The sequence below is a fragment of the Lysobacter sp. K5869 genome (genome assembly GCF_018847975.1).
Classification (GTDB): Bacteria; Pseudomonadota; Gammaproteobacteria; order Xanthomonadales; family Xanthomonadaceae; genus Lysobacter.
Window position 1 is genome coordinate 2,747,760 of sequence record NZ_CP072597.1, and the last position, 21,640, is coordinate 2,769,399.

At 67.8% G+C, this 21,640-nt stretch carries 18 protein-coding genes; 15 read left to right on the forward strand and 3 right to left on the reverse strand.

Annotated elements, in window-relative coordinates:
- The first annotated feature begins 42 nt into the window (after positions 1-42).
- The 3 genes from J5226_RS11775 (at position 43) to J5226_RS11785 (ending at position 4,931) form a co-directional block, all read left to right on the forward strand.
- Positions 43-3,834: a PilC/PilY family type IV pilus protein gene (locus J5226_RS11775; RefSeq protein ID WP_215840059.1), complete on the forward strand. Its 3,792-nt coding sequence runs from the start codon at positions 43-45 to the stop codon at positions 3,832-3,834.
- The gene (locus tag J5226_RS11780) at positions 3,831-4,256 is read left to right on the forward strand and encodes a type IV pilin protein (RefSeq protein ID WP_215840060.1); all 426 of its coding nucleotides are present in this window, start codon (positions 3,831-3,833) and stop codon (positions 4,254-4,256) included. The genes J5226_RS11775 and J5226_RS11780 overlap by 4 nt, the downstream gene beginning before the upstream one ends.
- 189 nt (positions 4,257-4,445) lie before the next feature.
- Entirely contained in the window at positions 4,446-4,931 is a 486-nt protein-coding gene (locus tag J5226_RS11785; protein WP_215840061.1) for a hypothetical protein, read from the forward strand.
- Between the two features lie 79 nt (positions 4,932-5,010).
- On the opposite strand, the gene ybeY is transcribed toward J5226_RS11785, so the two are convergent.
- From ybeY to J5226_RS11800, 3 genes are all read right to left on the reverse strand, one after another.
- Positions 5,011-5,493, reverse strand: a complete 483-nt coding sequence (ybeY, locus tag J5226_RS11790; RefSeq protein ID WP_215840062.1) for an rRNA maturation RNase YbeY — start codon at positions 5,491-5,493, stop codon at positions 5,011-5,013.
- 166 nt (positions 5,494-5,659) lie between these two features.
- Positions 5,660-6,646, reverse strand: a complete 987-nt coding sequence (locus tag J5226_RS11795) for a PhoH family protein (protein WP_215840063.1) — start codon at positions 6,644-6,646, stop codon at positions 5,660-5,662.
- Positions 6,647-6,783: 137 nt separating this feature from the next.
- Entirely contained in the window at positions 6,784-7,032 is a 249-nt protein-coding gene (locus J5226_RS11800) for a hypothetical protein (RefSeq protein WP_215840064.1), read from the reverse strand.
- Between the two features lie 703 nt (positions 7,033-7,735).
- Between J5226_RS11800 and J5226_RS11805 the strand changes: the two genes are divergently transcribed.
- From J5226_RS11805 to J5226_RS11860, 12 genes are all read left to right on the forward strand, one after another.
- Complete coding sequence (locus J5226_RS11805) at positions 7,736-8,821, forward strand: 3-oxoacyl-[acyl-carrier-protein] synthase III C-terminal domain-containing protein (RefSeq protein WP_215840065.1); 1,086 nt, start codon at positions 7,736-7,738, stop codon at positions 8,819-8,821.
- 11 nt (positions 8,822-8,832) lie between these two features.
- Positions 8,833-9,276 carry a hypothetical protein gene (locus J5226_RS11810; RefSeq protein ID WP_215840066.1) on the forward strand — a complete coding sequence of 148 codons (444 nt, stop codon included), beginning with the start codon at positions 8,833-8,835 and terminating at the stop codon, positions 9,274-9,276.
- Positions 9,273-10,292: an NAD-dependent epimerase/dehydratase family protein gene (locus J5226_RS11815; RefSeq protein ID WP_215840067.1), complete on the forward strand. Its 1,020-nt coding sequence runs from the start codon at positions 9,273-9,275 to the stop codon at positions 10,290-10,292. Before J5226_RS11810 ends, J5226_RS11815 begins: the two co-directional genes overlap by 4 nt.
- Positions 10,289-11,161, forward strand: coding sequence for an MBL fold metallo-hydrolase (locus J5226_RS11820; protein ID WP_215840068.1), 873 nt, complete (start codon positions 10,289-10,291; stop codon positions 11,159-11,161). Before J5226_RS11815 ends, J5226_RS11820 begins: the two co-directional genes overlap by 4 nt.
- A gap of 406 nt (positions 11,162-11,567) precedes the next feature.
- Positions 11,568-12,251, forward strand: coding sequence for a TetR/AcrR family transcriptional regulator (locus J5226_RS11825; RefSeq protein WP_215840069.1), 684 nt, complete (start codon positions 11,568-11,570; stop codon positions 12,249-12,251).
- A 131-nt stretch (positions 12,252-12,382) separates the two neighbouring features.
- A complete protein-coding gene (locus J5226_RS11830) occupies positions 12,383-13,345 on the forward strand; it encodes an HlyD family efflux transporter periplasmic adaptor subunit (protein ID WP_215840404.1) in 963 nt (320 codons plus the stop codon).
- Positions 13,346-13,377: 32 nt separating this feature from the next.
- Complete coding sequence (locus J5226_RS11835; protein ID WP_215840405.1) at positions 13,378-14,313, forward strand: ABC transporter ATP-binding protein; 936 nt, start codon at positions 13,378-13,380, stop codon at positions 14,311-14,313.
- Positions 14,310-15,398 carry an ABC transporter permease gene (locus J5226_RS11840; RefSeq protein ID WP_215840070.1) on the forward strand — a complete coding sequence of 363 codons (1,089 nt, stop codon included), beginning with the start codon at positions 14,310-14,312 and terminating at the stop codon, positions 15,396-15,398. The genes J5226_RS11835 and J5226_RS11840 overlap by 4 nt, the downstream gene beginning before the upstream one ends.
- Before the next feature lie 196 nt (positions 15,399-15,594).
- On the forward strand, positions 15,595-17,253 hold the full coding sequence (locus J5226_RS11845) for an amidohydrolase (protein ID WP_255323063.1): 1,659 nt from the start codon (positions 15,595-15,597) through the stop codon (positions 17,251-17,253).
- 29 nt (positions 17,254-17,282) lie between these two features.
- Complete coding sequence (locus J5226_RS11850; protein ID WP_215840072.1) at positions 17,283-17,702, forward strand: hypothetical protein; 420 nt, start codon at positions 17,283-17,285, stop codon at positions 17,700-17,702.
- 158 nt (positions 17,703-17,860) lie between these two features.
- Positions 17,861-19,690, forward strand: a complete 1,830-nt coding sequence (locus J5226_RS11855; protein WP_215840073.1) for a DUF1800 domain-containing protein — start codon at positions 17,861-17,863, stop codon at positions 19,688-19,690.
- Between the two features lie 16 nt (positions 19,691-19,706).
- Positions 19,707-21,101 (forward strand): DUF1501 domain-containing protein, encoded by a 1,395-nt coding sequence (locus tag J5226_RS11860; RefSeq protein WP_215840074.1) that lies wholly within the window; start codon positions 19,707-19,709, stop codon positions 21,099-21,101.
- Positions 21,102-21,640 lie beyond the last annotated feature (539 nt).

The window sequence follows — 21,640 nt, forward strand, 5'->3', positions numbered from 1 at the left end:
GGGATGTCGGTTCTCCCGCGGCGAATTTTTGAGGACAGGCGCATGACTCGCGATCGAACTCTTGGCAAACGGCCCGCCGCGGCGACCTCACGACTGGGCGCATTCCTGATCGGCGCGCTCGCCGCGATCAGCGCGATGCCGGTTGCGTCGGAAGTGCAGATCCAGCAGCGTCCGTTGACGCTCGGAAGCGATGTTCCGAACAACATAGTGTTGGTTCCGTCGGTGGAGCATCCGACCCTGAATTCGGTCGCGAACTTCTTTGGAACGACCGATGCGCAGAAGAACACCTACGATTCTAAATTCGAGTCGGTCGGCTACTTCGATTCGAACAAATGCTACAAGTACGTCTATGCGGATGAGGAGCCGAAAAGGCATTTCGAGCCGGTTGGCGTGGCGGGAGCCAACTATTCGTGCAGCGGCGGCGATAAGCAGTGGAGCGGGAATTTTCTCAATTGGGTGGGCACGCAGACCATCGACCCGTTCCGCAAGGCGCTCACAGGGGGATATCGCGTCCTGGATACGCCGACGGAAACCTGGCTCGAAAAAGCGAATTTCCATTCGAGCTTCAAGCCGGTAATTGCTACCGACTATTTTCGTTTGTTGCCTGTTCCCGACAAGGGGATTCCCGCAACGGACGATAAGAAGGCATGGTTTCAGGTCGCGGGTAACGGAAATCAGGTCGTCTTCGGGTTCGATCTGGCCGATTTCTTCAGTAAGCCTTTGGCCTACAACCCTGCGGTTCATGCCCTCAACGGGACCGGCGTCAACGGAACCAAGCCGGACAGGCGGTTGTACACGGTGAGCTTGCGCGTCCAGGTCTGTGTCGATCGCGGTGTCGTCAAGCCCGAGCCCAATTGCAAGAAATACGCTAACGCCTATAAGCCGGAGGGGCTGATTCAGCAGTACAACGACCGCATGCGCTACAGCGCGTTCGCCTATCTGAACGATTCCAGCATCGGGCGCGACGGTGGCGTCATGCGAGCCAGGCAGAAGTACGTCGGCCCGTTTTCCTATGATCCGGTCGAGGGCGTCAAGAGCAATCCGGCCCGCGAATGGGACCCGGATACCGGCGTGCAGTACGCAGATCCCGACTCAACCGATTCCGCGGCCACCAACAGCAGTGCCGGGACTAAGGTGGTCGTCAATAGCGGCGTGATCAATTACATCAATAAGTTCGGCCAAACGACGGCTTACGCGCCGAAGTCCTTGGATCCCTTCAGCGAATTGTTCTACATCGCGCTGCGTTATTTGAAAAAGCAGGGGAATGTTCCGACCTACAGCGCGTTGAACGCGGCGAACGCGGATCAATGGACGGATCGCTTTCCGGTCATCACCCAATGGGACGATCCGATCCAGTACACCTGTCAGCGCAACGTGGCGATCGGGATCGGCGATGCGAACACCTGGGATGACCGTAATTTGCCGGGGTCGACCTACCGTCCTGCGGTCAATCCGCTAACGAACGTGGGCGAGCCAGCCAGACCGTCCGAGGTGAGCGCCGACAATACGGTGAACGTCGAAACCGACTACCAAAACCTGGCGCGCCTGGAACTCGCCGAGGGAATCGCTCTGCCTGCCGCGAACGCGACGTTCAGCGGAAGAGGCAATTCGGCCTTCGTTGCGGCGCTGGCCTATGCGGCGCATACGCGGGATTTGCGCGGGGATCTGGAAGGCATGCAGACGCTGTCCAGCTTCTTCGTCGATGTCGCCGAGAGCGGGATCGTTCAGGGGCGCAGCTCCAACCAGTACTACCTCGCGGCGAAGTACGGCGGGTTCGACGTGCCCCCGGGCTTCAATCCCGATCAACGCAATACCGTCTTGCAGGAAGCGTGGTGGGTCGGCACCGATGGGAGCGGCAAACCGGAACTCGTCGGGGTCGGCGGCCTAGCCAACGACAAGCGTCCGAGGAACTATTTCCTCGCCAACCAGGCTGGAGTGATGATCAACAGCCTGGATCGTGTGTTCAAGGCCGCTGCGGAACAGCCGCGGCGCGGCGCCGCCGCCGTGGTCGGCACCAACGGAGCGAGCGTCCAGGACGGGGCGATGGTGTATGTGCCGACCTACTACACCGACTGGAGCGGGGAACTGTCCGCCTACGTGGTGGACCCCATCACCAAGACTCTGATGCCGCGCTGGAGCGCCAGCGCCAAGGTGCCGGCTCCGGCGGCGCGAAAGATCTATGCCAGCAGCAACGGCTACGGCGCGTTCGTCTGGTCCGGACTGGATGCCAAGCACCGCAGGAATATCGGCAACGAGGATGTTCTGAATTACCTGCGAGGCGATCGCAGCAAAGAGGCGGCCAACGGCGGCGGTCTGCGCGATCGCGGCAATGTGCTCGGCGATTTCGTGAATTCCTCTCCCTTGCACGTCGGGGCGCCGTCTCCGGCGTTGTACGCCGATGCGGGATTCACCGGCGCGGGCAAAGCGTATGTCGCATTCGCGCAGGCGCAGGCCGCGCGCGCGGGGACCGTCTATATCGGCGGAAACGACGGCATGTTGCACGGGTTCGACGCGGGCACCGGCGCCGAAACCTACGCGTTCATACCGGCCGCGGTGCTGAACATACCCAATGGCTTGGCCGATTACGCTAAACCCGAGTACCGCGAGGCGCACCGTTACTTCGTCGACGGCGAACTGACCGCGGCCGACGTTTTCATCAATGGGCAGTGGCGGACCGTGTTGGTCGGGACGATGGGGCGCGGGGGCAAGAGCGTGTTCGCGCTGGACGTCACCGACCCTTCCGCGGTGTCCTTGCTGTGGGAAAAGAACGGCGATCAAGTGCCCGCGCTGGGCAACAATTTGAGCAAACCCACGATCGTGCAAACCTCGGACGGAGTGTGGAAGGCTCTGCTCGGCAACGGGCCGAACAGCGAATCCGGCGCTGCCTACCTGTTGGCTTTCGACTTGGCGACCGGCTCGGTCGAGACGGTCGCCACCGACGCCAGCGTCGACAACGGCCTGTCGGGAGTCCGGGCCTGGGATGCGGATCGCGACGGCTTCTTCGAGAGCGCTTACGCGGGCGATCTTCACGGCGCTATGTGGAGGTTCTCCGGTTTGGGCGGCGGCGCGACCGACTCGCAGCGCGTGTTCCAAGCGCAGGCGGGGCAGGCGATTACCGTTGTGCCGCTCGTGGGTTTCCGTCCCGACAGCGTGGAAACCTGGGTGTTCTTCGGCACCGGACGTTTCCTCGGAGGGACCGATGTCACCGACTCGGCGGTCCAGTCTTGGTACGGCATCATCGACAGCGGAAAAACCGCGAGCCGCGGCAATCTGGTTCAGCGCACGATCGAGTACGAAGGCGTGGTCAAGAACGGCCAAGGCAAGGACGTGACCGTACGCGTGATTTCCGCGGCCGCGGATGGCGATATGGCGAAGAAGGACGGTTGGTACATCGATTTGGTTTCGCCTGGCGCGAGCGCTACCGGGGAACGCATGGTGGTGCCCAATCTGTTCGACGGCAGCCGGTTGCTGGGCATCACTCGGACTCCCAACGGCAAGAACCCTTGCAGTCCCGGCGGAAGCGGCTTCACGATGGAAATCGATCCGTTCACCGGCGCGCGTTTGGATCGCGATGTGTTCGATACCAACGGCGACGGAAAGATCGATGCGGGCGACAGCGTCGCCGGCGGCAGCGGCGGCCAGCCGGGGAAGGTTCCGGCATCGGGCATCGGTTCCAATGAGGCGGAAAACGGCGCGGTCATCGTGCCCGGCATGCCCGAGAACATCATCGTCAAGACCGACGACGGCGGCGATGTCGGCGCTGCGCGAACGCCCGTCGCCGGCATCGGGGTGAAGCGCGTTTCGTGGCGCGAAGTCGTGAGGGACATCCAATGACGAGGCTTCCGGTCCCTCATCGCCGTGACGAGCGCGGGTTCACCTTGATCGAATTGATGATCGTGGTTGCGATCGTGGCGATCCTCGCTGCGCTCGCATACGCGTCCTATAACGCGCAGATCATGAAATCCCGCCGCGCCGCGGCTACGGCTTGCCTGATGGGGCAGGTGCAGTACATGGAGCGCTACTACACCACGCGATTCACTTACGTCGGGGCCTCGGTCCCGGCTACGGGCTGCGTGACCGAGTTAAAGGATTTCTATACGTTTTCGGGCGGTCCGTTCGCGGCCGGAACCTACCGTTTGACCGCCGCGCCGAAAGGCGCGCAGGCAGCCGATGCCAAATGCATGTCGCTTTCGATCAACGAAAAAGGCGTTAAAGGCCGGAGCGGAACGGCGGTGGACGTGCTCGATTGTTGGTAGTCGCCGAGTGGTCGGCGTTGCTGACCGTATCTTTGCGGCGGGGCGTTCGCGTTTTCGATCGGGCTCTGCCGGAGTAGTCCTACGCCGATCCGCGCAGTTGCCCGATTTCCTGCCAACTACGCCGGACGCAAGCTGTGGATGCCGCGATCGGAACAGCGGCGTGACCCCTCACAAGGAAGAGAGGAATTCGTGATCAGATTCTGCGCGTTGCTTTGCTGTCTCCTGCCGTTCTCGTCGTTCGCCGCTACGGACGGAAGCGCCCGGACAACTCCCGACTATGTCGAACTAGGCGAATATTTGAGCGCCCCGGCCGATATCGAGGTTTGGTACACGGCGCTCTATCGCTTGCGCGACAATTTCGACCAGATTTGCGGAGACACGTTCTGCGAAGGCGACTACAGCAACATCCAAGCGTTGCGGCTGAGCTGTTCGGTGCAACGTGTCAGCGGAATGCTCGGACGCTGCGTCTGGGCGTTCGCGGCCAGCCAAGAGGACATCGACCCGGCTACCGGCGGGGTTCGGGTCGCGCCGAAGATATGGAGATGCCGCCTGCCGTTGGCGAGGGGCGCCACGGTGTCGGCGCTGTTGAACGCCTGGTCGGGAGAGCGTCCGCTGTACGCGCCGTTGCCTGGGTCGAACAAATCCGCTTACGAAGCACTCGGCGACTGCCTGTAGTCGCGTTGCGTTGGAGTGGGCAGAGCGACGATCGTGCGCGCACGCTCATGCATCCGCGAAGCGCGGCGATTCGACGCGCTCAGTCTTCCAGATACGGATCGGCCACGCCCAAGGTCGCCAAAATCTCCCGCTCCAACTGCTCCATGCACTCGGCTTCGCGCTCGTCCTCATGATCCCAGCCGAGCAGGTGCAGCACGCCGTGCACGGTGAGGTGCGCATAGTGGTCGTTGAGCGCCTTCTTCTGCTCGCGCGACTCGCGCGCGACCACCGGGGCGCAGATGACCAGATCGCCGAGCAGCGGCAGTTTCACTCCCTCCGGCAGGCCTTCGGGCATGTCGGCGGGGAAGCTCAGCACGTTGGTGGCGTAGTCGCGGCCGCGGTAATGGCGGTTGAGCGAACGGCCTTCCTTGCTGTCGACGATGCGGATCGCCAGATCGGCCTCGCGGATGCGGCCCTTGAGCGCGGCGGCGACCCACTTGCGGAAGCTGGTCGCGGCCGGCAGGCCTTTGCGCGGCAGGGCGTAGCTGATGGCGACATCGAGTCGGACGGGACCTTGGGTCATCGCGGCACTCACTGCGGTAGTTGATTCGGATCGTGCGGCGGAACTTGGGCGGTTGCGTGCGGCTGGCGACGATCGCAGCGCGGCGGATACTGCGCCTCGCCGCGACGCGTCCGTGCCCGCGTCGCCGGCTCGGAGCCGGCGGCGCGCGCGACCGTTCCGGCGCGCCTCAGGCGGCCGGACCGGTTTGCGTGTCCTGCGCGTCGCGGGCGTCGTAGGCGGTGACGATGCGCGCGACCAGGGGGTGGCGGACCACGTCCCTGGCCTCGAAGAAGGTGAAGCTGATGCCGTCGACGTTGCGCAGCACGTCCAGCGCGTCGCGCAAGCCGGATTTGACGTGTTTGGGCAGGTCGATCTGAGTGAGGTCGCCGGTCACCACCGCCGTGCTGCCGTAGCCGATGCGGGTCAGGAACATCTTCATCTGTTCGATGGTGGTGTTCTGCGCTTCGTCCAGGATCACGTAGGCGTCGTTGAGGGTGCGCCCGCGCATGTAGGCCAGCGGCGCGATCTCGATGACGTTGCGTTCCAGCAGCTTGACCACCTTCTCCACGCCGAGCATTTCGTACAGCGCGTCGTAGAGCGGGCGCAGGTAGGGATCGACCTTCTGGGTCAGATCACCGGGCAGGAAGCCGAGCTTCTCGCCGGCCTCGACCGCCGGGCGCACCAGCACCAGACGCTGCACGCGCGATTCGTTCAGCGCCTCGACCGCGCTGGCCACGGCCAGGAAGGTCTTGCCGGTGCCGGCCGGGCCGATGCCGAAGTTGATGTCGTGGGTGGCGATCGCGTGCAGGTACTTGGCCTGATTGGCGCCGCGGCCGCGGACGGTGCCGCGCTTGACCCGGATCGCCACTTCCTGCGGTTCGTAGTCGCGCTGGGCGACCTGCTCGGCGCCGGTTTCGGTTAGCGCCAGATGGATCGCGCTGTCGTCGAGGGTTTCCTCGGCGGCGTCCTTCCACAGACGGCGCAGCAGCTTCTCGGCCTGACCGACCGAGGCCTCGGGGCCGTCGATGCGGAAGATGTTGCCGCGGTTGGCGATTTCCACGCCCAGGCGCAGTTCGATCATGCGCAGATGGCCGTCGAACGGGCCGCTGAGGTTGGCCAGACGCTCGCTGTCGGCGGGGTCCAGGGTGAATTCGGAGACGGTGCGTGCGGGCATGGGGACAGCGTAGGGGGATCGTGCACGCGATGCGTGCCGGGGTGTCACAGCTTGCGCCTGTCGGCGGGTTTTCGCAAAGCCGCGGGGCGCGTCCGGGGCCGCGGGGAAGGGCTGTGGGCGGGGGCGCCGGCTCGGATTCAGCGGCGCCCGGCGCGCAGCGCGCGCCAGATCCGCAGCGCGCCGACCACGGCCAGCAGCGCCGATCCGATCAGCCACAGCAGGGCGACGGTTTCGGTCTCGAAGCCGCCGTGGCGGGTCGCGCGCATCCACCCGCGCAGCAGGCCGAGCGCGCCCAGGCCGAGGAACCAGAAGCCGAGGGCTTCGCGCGCGAGCAGGTGGGCGCCGCCGGGGCGGGGCGGTTCGCCGTGGACGGGCGGTGTCGGCATCGCGGGACTCCTTCGGCTTGCGGCGTACGGCGGCGACAGGATCGCGGGGCGGTCCGCGGCGGGGAAGGGGCGGATCGTCGCGGCTTGCGTAGGGTGGCGGCGGGTGCGTCGTCGTTTCGTGTGCGTGGCGGCGCGTTCGAGGGTGCGGGCGGCGATCGGAGGGCGAGGCGTTGCGGCGGCGCGACGACAGACCGAGTCCGGCCAGCGGATCGCGAGCGGTCGAATCGCGGCGGATTTGCGCTTCGGATATCTACGGTGCAGCGCGCCCGCGATTCGGCCCGTCCGGGCCGTCGCGGCCGCACGATGGCAAGGTGGGGCCGTTCGCTGGATCGCGAGCGCTCGAATCGCAGCGGACGCGTGCGGATCTTCGCGGTGCAGCACGCTCGCGATCTGGATCGTTCGAGCCATCGCGGCGGCGCGACGGCAAGGCAGGAGCGGTCGCTGGAGGGCGAACGATCCAATCGCGGCGGACATGCGTCCCAGCGCTCGCGGCGCGCTCGCAGGTCATCCGCGCGACCGCGCCTTCAATTCGCCCCCGCGCCGCGCCTCGATCTCGCGAATCAGCAAGCGCCGACCGCCCTCGACACTTCAGGGCGGCTCCCGACAAGCACGGCGATATCGCCGTTGCGGCACTGCTCCGCCGGCTTCCGCGTCGCCCATCGTCTCGGCAAACCCGCCCCGCTGCCGCATACTGCCCGCGCACATGGACACCAGAACGATGCAGCACAGCGAGCCGCGCGGTTCGGCGGCCCCTGCCGCCGGCCCGCGCCGCGCATCCGCCGCGGCGCCCGATCTCGACTGGCGCGTGCGCATCGCCGGGCTCGGCCGCTATTTGCCGCGGCGGCGCGTGGACAGCGCGCAGATCGAGGATCGGGTCGGCTTGCCGCGCGGCTGGGCCCTGGAAAACAGCGGCGTCGCCTTCCGCCATTGGGCCGAGCCCGAAGCCGAGCGCGCCAGTTGGATGGGCGCGCAGGCCGCGTTGCAGGCGTGCGAGCGCGCCGGCGTCGCGCCGGGCGAGGTCGATCTGATCCTGAACGCCTCCGGCTCCGCCGAGCGCGCGATTCCCGACGGCGGGCCGCTGTTGCAGCGCGAACTCGGCCTCGGCCGCTCCGGCATTCCGGCGCTGTCGGTGCACGCGACCTGTTTGAGTTTCGTCGCCGCGCTGGAACTGGCGGCCGAACGCATCCATCACCGCCGGATCGAGCGCGCGCTGGTGGTCAGCAGCGAAATCGCCTCGGTCGGGCTGGATTTCGCCAATCCGGAAATCTGCACCTTGTTCGGCGACGGCGCGGCCGCGGCGGTGGTGGAACGCGCGCCCGACGACAGCCCCAGCCGCATCCACCGCATCGCGTGGCGGACGATGGGCGAGGGCGTGGACATCACCACCCTGCGCGGCGGCGGCAGTTGGCGCCCGCCGACCGGTCCGGCCACGCGTCCCTCCGATGCGCTGTTCTCGATGCAGGGCCACGCCGCGCTGCGCAGCGGCATCCGCCTGATCCCGCACGTGATGCGCCGCCTCGGCCTGGACGACATCGCCGCGCGCGCGGCGCTGCGTTGGGTCGCGCCGCATCAAGCCAGCCGCGCCGCGCTGGAGGTGATCGAACAAATCGGTTTCAGCGGCGCGACGATGGTACGCACGCTCGAATACACCGGCAACTGCATCGCCGCTTCGATTCCGCTGGCGCTGGAGCAGGGCGTGCGCGACGGCCTGATCCGCCGCGGCGACACCGGCGTTTTGCTCGGCACCGGCGCGGGATTGTCGGGCGTCGGTTTGAGCCTGACGTACTGAGGGCGAGGGCGATGATGCGCGAGGCAGCGGACATCGCCGGATATCGCGCTTTCGTGGGGGCGGCGTCGGTTCCGGTGCGGCTCGCTCGGGACTTGGGGATCGGGTCGGGCCACATCGGGACTGAAGTTCTTCTCGTTGCGATGCACGCTGCTGCGCCGTTCGCGCGAGCGTTTTCGGTCCCGGCCGCTCGGTTCGTCGTTGCCCGACAGAATCGTGTCGATATCGAGGCGGGTACCGGCATCGATTCAAGCGCGCTACCGCCTCGCATGCGTAGAGCTCCGATTTCGCTGCATACCGCTCGAATCGCGACGCTTCGCTCGAACATCGCCGATGCCGATGCCGATGCCGCCACCCGCACCCACGCCGAGGTCGACATCGGCACCGATATCGGCATCGACATCGACCTCCGCACCGACGCCGAATCCGAACCCCAAACCCGAGCCCGCGCCCCATGACCGCCGACCGCCGCATCGTCGTCACCGGCGCGACCGGCTTTCTCGGCGGCGCGCTCGTGCGCCATCTCGCCGCGACGCGGCCGTGGCAACAAACCATCGCGCTCGGCCGCGACGCCGAACGCGGCCGCGCCCTGCAAGCGCAGGGCATCGAATTCCACGCGCTCGACCTCACCGATGAAGGCGCCGTGCACCGCATCCTGCGCGGCGCCGACACCGTCGTGCACTGCGCCGCGTTGTCCAGCCCCTGGGGCCGGCGCGAGGACTTCGTCGCCGCCAACCTCACCGCGACCGAACACATCGTCGCCGCTTGCATCGCGCGGCAGGTACGACGGCTCGTGCACATCTCCACGCCGGGCATCTATCACGACGGCGCGCCGCACCAGGGCATCCGCGAGGATCATCCGTTGCCCGCCAAACCGGTCAACGACTACGCCGCGACCAAGCTCGCCGCCGAGCGCCTCGTGTTCGAGCGCTGCGCGGCCGGCGGCGTATCGGCGCTGGCGCTGCGGCCGCGCGCGATCTTCGGACCCGGCGACACCGCGATCCTGCCGCGTCTGGTGCAAGCGCTGCGTGCCGGCCGCCTGCGCCGCATCGGCGACGAAGGCTGTCGGGTCGATCTGACGTACATCGACAACGTCGTCGACGCCTGCGTGCTGGCGATGGACGCGTCGTGGCGCCTGAGCGGCCGCGTCTACAACATCAGCAACGGCGAGCCGGTGGCGATCTGGAGCGTGATCGATCGCCTCGCCGACGCCTTGTCGCTGCCGCGCCCGCGCAAGCGCGTGCCCAAGCCGCTGGCCCTGGCGCTGGCGAGCGCGGTCGAAGCCTTCCATCGCCGCTTTCGTCCCGACGTGGAACCGGCGCTGCTGCGCTACGGCGTCGAACTGCTCAGCGTCGACATGACCCTGGACATCTCCCGCGCCCGCGACGAGCTCGGGTATCGTCCGCGGGTGAACATGGACGAAGCCCTGACCAAGACCTTGCACGAACTGGCGCGCGCGCAGGTGCGGCGGTGAGCGGCGAAGTCGCGCTCACGCTGGCCGCGTCCGGCCACAGCTGCGCCGACCCGCGCCACCTCGGCCTCGCCGCCGGCGCGCCGATGCGCTTTCCCGCGGGCTGGGCGCTGATCGAACACCCGGTGCAAGGCGCGATCCTGTTCGACTGCGGCTACGGCCCCGCCGCGCGCGCGGCGATGCGCGCCGGCGTGCGCTGGATTTACCGACGCGCGATCCACGCCTGCTGCCCGCCGCACGCCGACGCCGCGCATCTGCTGCGCCAGCGCGGCCTCGGCCCGGACGACGTGCGCTTGCTGGTCGTCAGCCACTTCCATCCCGATCACATCGGCGGCCTGAGCGAATTCGGCCGCGCGCGCTTCGTCGCGCATGCGCACGCGTGGCGGCGGATCCAGCAGGCCGGGTGGTTCGAGCTGCTGCACGCGCAAATCTGGAAGGAACTGCTGCCGGCCGATTTCGCCGAACGCCTGCAATTGCTCGACGACGAAGGCCGGCGTCCGCTGGAAGGCGATCTGGCCGGCCTCGGCGAAGGCTGGGACTTGTTCGGCGACGGCAGCCTGCATGCGTTGTCGCTGCCCGGGCACGCGCGCGGCCAACTCGGTCTGGCCTTGCGCACCCAACACGGCGAACGCGCCGTGCTCGCCGCCGACGCGTTCTGGCGGCGCGAACAGCTCGACCGCCCGCAAGCGCTGCCGTGGCTGACCCAGCAACTGGCGATGGACGACCCCGGCGCTTATCTCGACACCTTGCGCAGGCTGGCGCGGTTTCGCGATACGCACCACGGCGCGTGGGTGATTCCTTCGCATTGCGCGCAGACGTTGGAGCAGTGGCGGCGGCGCTATCCGGATGCGGTGCTCGACGCCGCGGAGTAGGAGCGGCGTAAGCCGCGACCGCGATCCGACAACTCGCCGCGCCTGCACACCGCGCGTTTTCTCCACATCGACGCACCATCGATCGAACCACCGTGTCGGCTGGCTATCCCCCTGTAGGAGGGGCGTAAGCCGCGACCGCCATCGTTCGGATCGCCGCGCGCAACCGGTCGGGCGATGTCCGGCCTCGATGCGCCGCGCGCGTCGGCGTACGAAGCGGCGATCGCGCCCTCCGCCGCTGGTCGCGCGATCCCACGGGCGGGCGGTTTCGCGGGTTTGGGCGATCTTCGCCGTAGTTCGGTTTTCGCGGTCGCGGCTCGCGCCGCTCCTACAAGGGGCGGGCGGGGCGCCCTGACCGTTGGTCGGAACCCGCTTGCGATCTAATTAATCATTGAATTAAATATGGCGCATGGACACCCCCAAGCCCGCCCAACGCGACCGTCCGCGCAAGACCGAGGCGCCCAAGCGCGCCCCCGGCCGTCCCGCCGCCGCCGACAGCCCGGACCTGCGCGAGCGCCTGCTCGACGCCGCCATCGCCTGTTACGCCCGCCAGGGCATCGCCGCGACCTCGTTGCGCACCATCGCCGCCGAGGCTGGGGTCAATCCGGCGCTGCTGCATTACTACTTCGGCGACAAGGAGCAACTGCAGCGGGCGGTCAGCGGCGAACGCCTGCTGCCGCTGGTGCTGAGCCTGCGCGACGGGCTCGGCGACGAGAACGGCGACGTGTTCGACCTGATCGGCCGCTTCGTTGCCAACATCGGCCGTATCGTCGAAACCCACCCGTGGCTGCCGTCGCTGTGGGTGCGCGAGGTGTTGTGCGAGGGCGGGGCGCTGCGCGAGACCTTGCTGTACGACAAGATCGGTCCGCTGCTGCCGCGCATGCTCGCCGCGCGTTTCGCTCAGGCGCAGGCGCAGGGCCGCATCAACGCCGATCTCGACCCGCGCCTGCTGATGGTCAGCCTGATCGGATTGACCTTGTTCCCCGCCGCCAGCGCGCCGATCTGGCGTCATCTGTTCGGCGCCGAAGATCTCGACCTCGCGGCCCAGCGCCGCCACGCGCTGGCCTTGCTCGACCGGGGGCTGACGCCATGAACGCACAGGAGCGCGCGATGAACGCAGAACGCAGCCGTCCGCGATGTGCGGGCGCGATGGCGCCGTTGCGCGGCCGCCTGCCCGGCGCCGTGCCGTTCGCGGCGATGGTGGAAGCGGCGCGGGAGCCGGCTATGCGCGAACGTATCCGCAAACGCACCAGCCTGATCGCGTTGCTCGCGCTCGCGTTGTCCGCCTGCGCCGCCGACAAACCGCAGGCGCTCGGCACCTTGGAATGGGACCGCATCACCTTGCCCGCGCCGGTGGCGGAGAAAGTCGTGCGCATCGATGTGCGCGAAGGGCAGCGGGTCAAGGCCGGCACCCGCGTGCTGCAACTCGAACCCGACCGCGGCCGCTCGCAACTGCAAGCCGCGCAAGCGCAGGCCCAGCAGTCGGCCGAAGCGCTGGCCGAACTGGAGGCCGGCCCGCGCCGCGAAGCCATCGACCAAGCCCGCGCCAACCTCGCCGCCGCGCAGGCGCAGCAACGCGATGCCAGCGCCTACTTCGAGCGCGTGCGTCCGCTCGGCCAACGCCAATTGATCGCCGCGGCCGAAGTCGACCGCGCCCGCGCCGCCGCCGGCAACGCAGTCGCGCAGGTGCGCGCGGCCGAAGCGGCTTTGCTCGAACTCGAGCGCGGCAACCGCCGCGAAGACATCGCCCAGGGCCGCGCCGCGCTCGCCGCCGCGCAGGCCCAGGCCGCGGTGCAGCAGGTGAGCTTCGGCAAGCTCGACGTAGTGGCGCCGCGCGACGGCGTGGTCGACAGCCTGCCGTACAAGCTCGGCGATCAGGCGCCGGTGGGTTCGCCGCTGGCGGTGATGCTGGTCGGCGCGCATCCGTTCGCGCGCGTATACGTGCCCGAGACGATCCGTCAGGACGTGCGCGTCGGCCGCGCCGCCAAGGTCTACGTGGAAGGCCGCGAGCGCGCCTGGAACGGCCGCGTGCGCATGATCCGCAGCGAGTCCAGCTTCACTCCGTACTACGCGCTGACCGGCGAGGACGCCGCGCGCCTGAGCTATCTGTGCGAAGTCGAGCTGACCGACGCCGACGCCATCGATTTGCCGGCCGGTTTGCCGGTGCGGGCCGAGTTCGCGCCGTGAGCGCGGTGGCGCGCGACAGCGAGGCGCCGGCGATCCGCGCGCGCGGCATGAGCAAGCGCTTCGGCCAATTGCAGGCGGTGAACCGGGTCGATCTGACCGTGCCGCGCGCCTGCGTGTACGGTTTTCTCGGCCCCAACGGCTCGGGCAAATCGACCACCATCCGCATGCTGTGCGGCTTGCTGACCCCGAGCGAAGGCGAGATCGAAGTGTTGGGCCTGAAGATTCCCGCGCAGGCCGAGGCGCTGCGCCGCCGGATCGGCTACATGACCCAGAAGTTCTCGCTGTTCGAGGACTTGAGCGTGCGCGAGAACCTGGAATTCCTCGCCGCGGTGCAGGACATCCCCAAGGCCGCCGCGCGTACGCGCATCGACGCCTTGATCGAGCAATACCATTTCGGCGACCGCCAGAAGCAGCTCGCCGGCACCATGAGCGGCGGTCAGAAGCAGCGTCTGGCCCTGGCCGGCGCGGTCATACACGAACCCGAACTGCTGTTCCTCGACGAACCCACCAGCGCGGTCGATCCCGAGTCGCGCCGCGATTTCTGGGAAAAACTGTTCGAGCTCGCCGACGCCGGCACCACCTTGCTGGTGTCCACCCACTACATGGACGAAGCCGAGCGCTGCCATCGCCTGGCGATCCTCGACCGCGGCGTGTTGGTCGCCGACGGCACGCCGGCCGAACTCACCGGCGCGCTGCGGGGCCGCGCGGTGGAAGTGCGCGCCGCGCAGCCGCGCAAGGCGCAGCGCGCGCTGGTGGATCTCGACGGCGTGCTCAGCGTCGCCCAGATCGGCAACGACCTGCGCGTGCTGCTGGCCGACGCGGACACCGCCGAACAAGGCTTGATCGACGCCTTGCGCGCGGCCGGGCTGGAGGCCGAAGTGGCCAAGGCCAAGCCCAATCTGGAAGACGTGTTCGTCGCCGCCACGCGCGGCGAGGCGCCGGCGCCGAAGCGGGAGGAGGGTGCATGAAACTGCGGCGGCTGTGGGCCATCGTGCTCAAGGAAGTGCGGCAACTGCGCCGCGACCGCATCACTCTGGCGATGATCGTGATGATCCCGGTCGGCCAGCTGGTGCTGTTCGGCTACGCGATCAATCTCAATCCGCGCGGGCTCAACGCCGCCGTCGCCGATCAGGCCGGCACCGCCGCCTCGCGCGCGCTGGTCATGGACATGGTCGCCACCGGCGTGATCCGCCCGATGGCCGAGGCGGGCACGCCGCAAGAACTGGTCGGCATGCTCCGGCGCGGCGAAATCAGCGTCGGCATCGCGGTGCCGCCGGATTTCGAGCGCCGCCGCGTCGACGGCCGCGAAGTGCTGCAGGTGATGGTCGACGGCAGCGACACCGTGGTGCAAAGCGCCGCCGCGCAGCTGGCGCAGACGCCGGTGGACAGCTCGGTGGCCGCGCCGCGCAAGACCGCGCCCATCGGGGTGGTGTCGTTCTACAACCCGCAGCGGCGCTCGCCGGTCAACATCGTGCCGGGCCTGATCGGCGTGATCCTGACTATGACCATGGTGATGTTCACCTCGGTGGCGATCGTGCGCGAGCGCGAACGCGGCAACATGGAACTGCTGATCACCACGCCGGTGAGCCGCACCGAGCTGATGATCGGCAAGGTGCTGCCGTACGCGCTGATCGGCCTGATCCAGACCAGCGTGGTGCTGCTGCTGGGCCTGTGGCTGTTCGACGTGCCGATCAAGGGCAGCGTGCTCGACGTCTACGCCGCGGCGGTGCTGCTGATCCTGGCCAACCTCGCGCTCGGCCTGATGATCTCGACCAAGGCCGCCTCGCAATTCCAGGCGATGCAGATGACCGTTTTCATCCTGCTGCCGTCGATCCTGCTGTCCGGTTTCATGTTCCCCTACGCCGGCATGCCGGCGCTGGCGCAATGGCTGGCCGAAGTCCTGCCGATGACCCACTTCCTGCGGCTGATCCGCGGAGTGATGCTGCGCGGGGCGGGTTTGCTGGAGCTGTGGCGCGACGTCGCGTACCTGCTGGGCTTCATCGCGGTGATGATGAGCCTGGCGGTGGCGAGGTTCCGCAAGCGCTTGGATTGAGTCGGGCGAGGGACGAGTGAAGAGGAACGAGGAACGAGTAGAAGCGGTATCCCGCGACTAGTTCCTCGTTCCTCTTCACTCGTTCCTCGCTTCCCGCCGTCAGCACTTGCGCCCACGCCCCCAACCCCGCACATTCGCCACTTTCGGACATCGCAGTCCGGCCCAACGGAGAGCGGGGATGCGTGCGACGCGGCGAATGAGTCTGGCCTTGGCTTTGGCGTGTTGCGTCGCCGCATCGGCGCAGGCGGCGACCGTCGTCACCGCCGCGCGCGTGCATACGCTCGATCCCGCGCAGCCGCGCGCGCAAGCGCTGGCCTTCGACGAGACCGGCAAGATCCTCGCCGTCGGCGGACGCGAGGAATTGCTGCAGCGCTATCCCGACGCCAAGCGCCTGGACCTCGGCGCGGCGACCGTCGTGCCGGGCTTGATCGACGCGCATGCCCACGTGTTCGAGCTGGGCATCAACCAATTGCAAGCCGACCTCACCGGCGCGCGCAGCAAGGCCGAAGCCGTGCAGCGCCTGCGCGATTACGCGCGCACGCTGCCGGCGGGGCAGTGGCTGATCGGCCACGGCTGGGATCAGAACGATTGGGCCGACGCGCGCTTTCCCGACGCGGCCGATCTCGACGCCGCGTTCCCGGACCGCCCGGTGTGGCTGCAACGCGTGGACGGCCACGCCGGCTGGGCCAACAGCGCGGCGATGCGCGCGGCGCATCGCGATCTGAGCGGCGAATGGCAACCCGACGGCGGCCGCATCGTGCGCGGCGACGACGGCCGCGCCACCGGCGTGTTCGTCGACGATGCGATGTATCTGATCGAACGCGCACGGCCGCCGCTGCAAGCGGCCGCAGTCGAACAGGCGCTGACCTTGGGCATGCAGGCCGCCGCCCGCCATGGCTTGACCGGCGTGCACGACGCCGGCGTCGATTTGAATACGCTGCGCGCTTATCAGCGGCTGGCCGACCGCAAGCAAGTGCCGCTGCGCATCACCGCCTTCGCCGCCGGCGACGGCGACGCGCTCGACGCGCTGTGCCGCGACGGCCTCTACCAACATCCGTCCGGGCGCTTGAAGATGCGCACGGTCAAGCTCTACGCCGACGGCGCGCTCGGCAGCCGCGGCGCGGCGCTGTTGCAGGACTACAGCGACGACCACGGCAATCGCGGCCTGCTGCGCATGTCGCCCGAGGCGATGGCCAAGGCCATCGCCAAGGCCAAGCGCTGCGGCGTGCAAGTCGCCACCCATGCCATCGGCGATCGCGGCAATCGCGAAGTATTGGATCTGTACGCCAACGCGCTCGGCGCCGATGCGGCCAAGAGCGACCACCGCTGGCGCATCGAACACGCGCAGATCCTCGCGCCCGAGGACTTGCCGCGTTTGGCGTCGCTGCAGGTGATCGCCTCGATGCAGCCGACCCACGCCACCAGCGACATGCCCTGGGCCGAACAGCGGCTCGGCGCGCAACGCATCAACGGCGCTTACGCGTGGCGGCAGTTGCGCGACAGCGGCGCGCGGCTGGCGCTGGGTTCGGATTTTCCGGTCGAATCGCCCGACCCGCGCCTGGGCTTGTTCGCCGCGGCGACGCGCACCGACGCGGAGGGCAAGCCGCTGGGCGGCTGGCATCCCGAAGAGAAGCTGACCGCGTACGAGGCCTTGCGCGGCTTCACCCTGAATGCGGCGTACGCGGGGTTCGCCGAGAACGAAGTCGGCAGTCTGGCGGTGGGCAAGCGCGCGGATTTCGTGGTGCTCGAGCAAGATCCGTTGGCGATCGATCCGCAGCGCTTGCGCGAACTGACGTTGTTGGGGACTTACGTGGACGGCGCGCCGGTGTGGCAGCGGCCGGCCGGTAGCCGCTGAGGGGCGACGCAGGAGCAGGGCAGGGACGCATGAACGCCGAGGACAGGGATTCCTACAACCAGTGGCCGCCGCTTCGCCGTCTCAGGCTGAGATGGCATTTCGCCGCGCTGCTCGCCTTGGCGCTGGCCGTGTTCTGGCCGAGTTTTCCGCGAACGCTGAGCGGCGACGAGTTCGCGCGGGTCTTGAAGGAAACGGACGGAAACTCGTACGGCTACTGGTACTTGTATCGCAGCGATGCTCAATGGCATTGCGTCGGGACGCCGTACTATCCCTACTTTCCGGATCGTCATAGCTGCGTATCGACGCGCGAAGTGGAGATTCTGCCCGACCGGAACGGCGAAGGAGTGCCGCGCTATCTCGGCGCGTACGACGTCGTGCTCAAGGCCGGACGCTATCCCGGCGCGAAGCGCGAGGCGCTGTATCCGCCGCCTGTGGCCGACCGGGACTGACGTCTGTCACGCCTGGGTCAGGACGCGATCATCCGGCCGCGCTGACGCTTGTCATCGCCGCCGCGAATCGTGGCGGCCATCAAGCTTGTAATCTCGTCGCGCGCCTAGCATCGCGCCCCGGATCGACACCGTCGGTCGTCTGACTTCGGGGGCCTGTGATGGCTACTTCGCTTCTGCGCGCGGCGTGGTGGGGCGCTTCGCCGCGCTTGTTGCTCGCGCTCGCGGTCGTGCTCGCGTTGCGCGGGGTCGCGCCGCTGCCGGATTATTTGGGGCCGTATCCCGGCGCGGAACGGCGCGCGCCGGCGCGCGACGGCGCGGCCATCGGCGCGGCGCCGAAGGCGCTCGCGGTGTCCGACATGCCGGCCAACGACGCCGAGGCCGCGCGCTTCCTCACTCAGGCCACCTTCGGCCCGACTCTGGAAGACATCGCGCACCTGCGCCAAGTCGGCTATTCGGCCTGGATCGACGAACAATTCGGCTATCCGATGTCGTCGCAGCTGACCTTCTTGAAGAACGCCGCCGCGCGCGCCGGCACCGGCAACGACGTTGAGCGCGGCTGGCGCGTGGACGCGTGGTTCGTCAACGCGCTCGGCGGCAAGGACCCGATCAAGACCACGGTGGTCCACCGCGATCAGCTGCGCCAGCGCGTGGCGTTCGCGTTGAGCGAGATCTTCGTGATCTCCGACGCGTCCTCCGACCTGCTCGGCGGCCAGCCGCAGGGCATGACCCATTACTACGACACGCTGGCGCGCGACGCGTTCGGCAACTACCGCACGCTGCTGGAGGACGTGACCCTGCATCCGACGATGGGTCTGTACCTGTCGATGCTACAGAACCAGAAGCCCGACCCGGTGCGCAACGTCCGGCCCGACGAAAACTACGCGCGCGAAGTGCTGCAGTTGTTCAGCGTCGGATTGGTGCGGCTCAATCGCGACGGCACGCCGCTGCTCGGCCTCGACGGCAAACCGGTGCCGACCTACACGCAAGAGACGGTCAAGGGCTTCGCCCACGTCTTCACCGGCTGGACCTTCAAGGGCTGCGCGGCGCTCGGCGATTTCGAGTGCTATTTCTACGAGCCGAGCTCGCCGGCGTGGGTGTCGCCGATGGAGAATCAGGCCGCGTACCACGCCTCGGCGCAGTCCAAGCAGTTGCTCGACTACCCGGGCGCGGCGCTGCCGGGCGGCTTGCTCGCCGGCGGCGGCACCGGCCGCAGCGATCTGACCGCGGCGCTGGACAACATCCATCGCCATCCCAACGTCGGGCCGTTCATCGGGCGGCAACTGATCCAGCGCCTGATCACCAGCAACCCGAGTCCGGGTTACGTCGATCGCGTCGCCAGCGTGTTCGACGACAACGGCCAGGGCGTGCGCGGCGATCTGCGCGCGGTGGTGCGGGCGATCCTGCTCGATCCCGAGGCGCGCGATCCGGCCGCGCAGCCGGCGAATTTCGGCAAGGTGCGCGAGCCGCTGCTGCGTCTGACCCATCTGTGGCGCGCGCTCGGCGGCCGCTCCAAGACCGGATTCGTCGACGAGTTCTGGACCTTGGACAGCAATCTCGGCCAGCAGCCGATGTTCGCGCCCTCGGTGTTCAACTTCTTCAGCCCGAACTACAGCCCGATGGGCGAGCCCTCGCAGAACGGCATGGCCGCGCCGGAGCTGCAGCTGGCGACCGACTACATGCTGCCGGCGACCGAAAGCTATCTGATGCGCAAGATCTACGATTCCTACGTCGGCAATCCCAACGGGATCGAGGACGACGAGGTCGCGATCAGCCTGACCCGCGATGTCGCCTTGGCGACGCAGCCGGCGCAGCTGATCGAGCGCTACAACACCTTGTTCCTGTCCGGACAGATGTCGGCGGCGATGAAGCAAGTGCTGTTGGAGCGCTTGAACGGCATGCCCGCCAACACCGCCGCGGCCAAACGCGAACGGGTGCAGGAAGCGCTGTACCTGATCATCAACTCGCCCGAATACCTCGTGCAGCAGTGAGGCGGAGACCGCAGCCATGAAACGTCGCGACTTTCTGCGCAATTCCATCGTCACCGCGCTCGGCGGGGCCGGGCTGTATTCGGCGCTGGGCAATCTGCGGCTGGTCGAAGCCGCCACGCGCGCCTACGGGCCGGCCAGCTTCGACGACTACAAGGCCTTGGTGTGCGTGTTCCTGTTCGGCGGCAACGATTCGCTGAACATGCTGGTGCCGCGCGACGACGCGCATTACCGGCAATACGCCCAGGCCCGCGCCACCTTGGCGGTGCCGCAGGCTTCGCTGCTGCCGTTGAACGCGTTGGCCGGCGGCGGCGCCTCCGACGGCGCCGACTACGGCTTGCAGGTGTCCACCAGCGAGGGCGACGCGATCGGCATGGCCGGTCTGCAAGGCTTGTTCAACGGCGGCCACGCGGCGGTGCTGGGCAACGTCGGCACGTTGGTGCGGCCGGTCAGCAAGGCCGATTACGGCAATCACGCGGTGGAACTGCCGCCGCAGCTGTTCTCGCACAACGACCAGCAGCAGTACTGGCAGGTCTCGCGCAGCGACGACGGCCGCAACCTGGGCTGGGCGGGGCGCATTTCAGACTTGCTCCACGACGCCAATCCCGATTCGTTCATTCCGATGTCGGTGTCGCTGAATTTCGAGAGCATCCTGCAGCGCGCCGCGAATGGCGGCCAGTACGTGATCGGCAACGACGGCCCGCGCCACTTCAGCCGCTTCGAGTGGGACGAGGACAGCCGCCGCGCCTTCCTCGCGCTGATGGCGCCGAACCAGCAGGCGCACATGTTCGGGCGCAGCTACGCCAACGCGTTCCGGCGCGCGCGCGAGAACGCCGACGCGGTCGGCACAGCGCTGGATTCCTCCAGCGACTTGCAGACGGTGTTTCCCGACAGCGATCTGGCCGCGCAGCTGCGCATGGTCGCGCGGATGATCAAGGTTCGGCAGGTGCTCGGGCTCAAGCGCCAGGTGTTTTTCGTGTCGATGGGCGGGTTCGACCATCACGACCGCTTGCTCACCGAACAGCCGGCGCTGCTGGCGCGGTTGTCGCAGGCGCTGGCCGCGTTCCATGCGGCGACCGTGGAGCTGGGCGTGGCGGACAAGGTGACCGCGTTCACCGCCTCGGACTTCGGCCGCACGCTGTCGTCCAACGGCGACGGCTCCGACCACGGCTGGGGCGGGCATCACTTCATCGTCGGCGACGCGGTGCGCGGCGGACGCTTCTTCGGGCGCATGCCGGCGCTGGTCAACGGCGGCGACGACGATGCCGGCTGGGGGCAGATCATTCCGACCACGGCGGTGGATCAGTACGCGGCGACGCTGGCGCGGTGGTTCGGGGTCGCGGATGCGGATCTGGATTTGATCTTTCCGAACCTGCGGAATTTCGCGGCGCGGGATTTGGGGTTCATGGCGTAGGGGGGCGTCGGCGCGTTCGCGGAGGCGCGCTTGCGCAACGCGCCGGCTGCAGCCAGCCTCCACCTTCTCAGTCATTCGCCTTCTCCGTCATTCACCTTCTCCGTCATTCACCTTCTCCGTCATTCCGGCGAAAGCCGGAATCCATTTTGACTTTGCTTTTTCGGCCTGTCGCTCCGGCATCGGCACCGACGCCCGCAACAGCGAAAATCAAAATGGGTTCCGGCTTTCGCCGGAATGACGGATAGGTGGGTGTCGTCGTCGTTGCGTCGGCGCGGTCGCGGCTTGCGCCGCTCCTACAGGGGCATAGGCAACGGCGTGGCGATTGGAAACGCCCAGTAGCCGCACGCCTACCTACCCGTCATTCCGGCATAAGCCGGAATCCATTTTGACTTTGCTTTTGCCGCCGTTATCGCCGGCGCTTGCAATGGCGAAAATCAAAATGGGTTCCGGCTTTCGCCGGAATGACGGGTAGGTGGGTGTCGTCGTCGTTGGGTCGGCGCGGTCGCGGCTTGCGCCGCTCCTACAGGGGGCCGTCGGGA

Bases quoted from the DNA above. Each gene is read 5' to 3' on its own strand.
- J5226_RS11775 (WP_215840059.1), top strand. From the start codon at position 43: ATGACTCGCGATCGAACTCTTGGCAAACGGCCCGCCGCGGCGACCTCA.
- J5226_RS11780 (WP_215840060.1), top strand. From the start codon at position 3,831: ATGACGAGGCTTCCGGTCCCTCATCGCCGTGACGAGCGCGGGTTCACC.
- ybeY (WP_215840062.1), bottom strand. From the start codon at position 5,493: ATGACCCAAGGTCCCGTCCGACTCGATGTCGCCATCAGCTACGCCCTG.
- J5226_RS11795 (WP_215840063.1), bottom strand. From the start codon at position 6,646: ATGCCCGCACGCACCGTCTCCGAATTCACCCTGGACCCCGCCGACAGC.
- J5226_RS11800 (WP_215840064.1), bottom strand. From the start codon at position 7,032: ATGCCGACACCGCCCGTCCACGGCGAACCGCCCCGCCCCGGCGGCGCC.
- J5226_RS11805 (WP_215840065.1), top strand. From the start codon at position 7,736: ATGGACACCAGAACGATGCAGCACAGCGAGCCGCGCGGTTCGGCGGCC.
- J5226_RS11810 (WP_215840066.1), top strand. From the start codon at position 8,833: ATGATGCGCGAGGCAGCGGACATCGCCGGATATCGCGCTTTCGTGGGG.
- J5226_RS11815 (WP_215840067.1), top strand. From the start codon at position 9,273: ATGACCGCCGACCGCCGCATCGTCGTCACCGGCGCGACCGGCTTTCTC.
- J5226_RS11825 (WP_215840069.1), top strand. From the start codon at position 11,568: ATGGACACCCCCAAGCCCGCCCAACGCGACCGTCCGCGCAAGACCGAG.
- J5226_RS11830 (WP_215840404.1), top strand. From the start codon at position 12,383: ATGCGCGAACGTATCCGCAAACGCACCAGCCTGATCGCGTTGCTCGCG.
- J5226_RS11840 (WP_215840070.1), top strand. From the start codon at position 14,310: ATGAAACTGCGGCGGCTGTGGGCCATCGTGCTCAAGGAAGTGCGGCAA.
- J5226_RS11845 (WP_255323063.1), top strand. From the start codon at position 15,595: ATGAGTCTGGCCTTGGCTTTGGCGTGTTGCGTCGCCGCATCGGCGCAG.
- J5226_RS11850 (WP_215840072.1), top strand. From the start codon at position 17,283: ATGAACGCCGAGGACAGGGATTCCTACAACCAGTGGCCGCCGCTTCGC.
- J5226_RS11855 (WP_215840073.1), top strand. From the start codon at position 17,861: ATGGCTACTTCGCTTCTGCGCGCGGCGTGGTGGGGCGCTTCGCCGCGC.
- J5226_RS11860 (WP_215840074.1), top strand. From the start codon at position 19,707: ATGAAACGTCGCGACTTTCTGCGCAATTCCATCGTCACCGCGCTCGGC.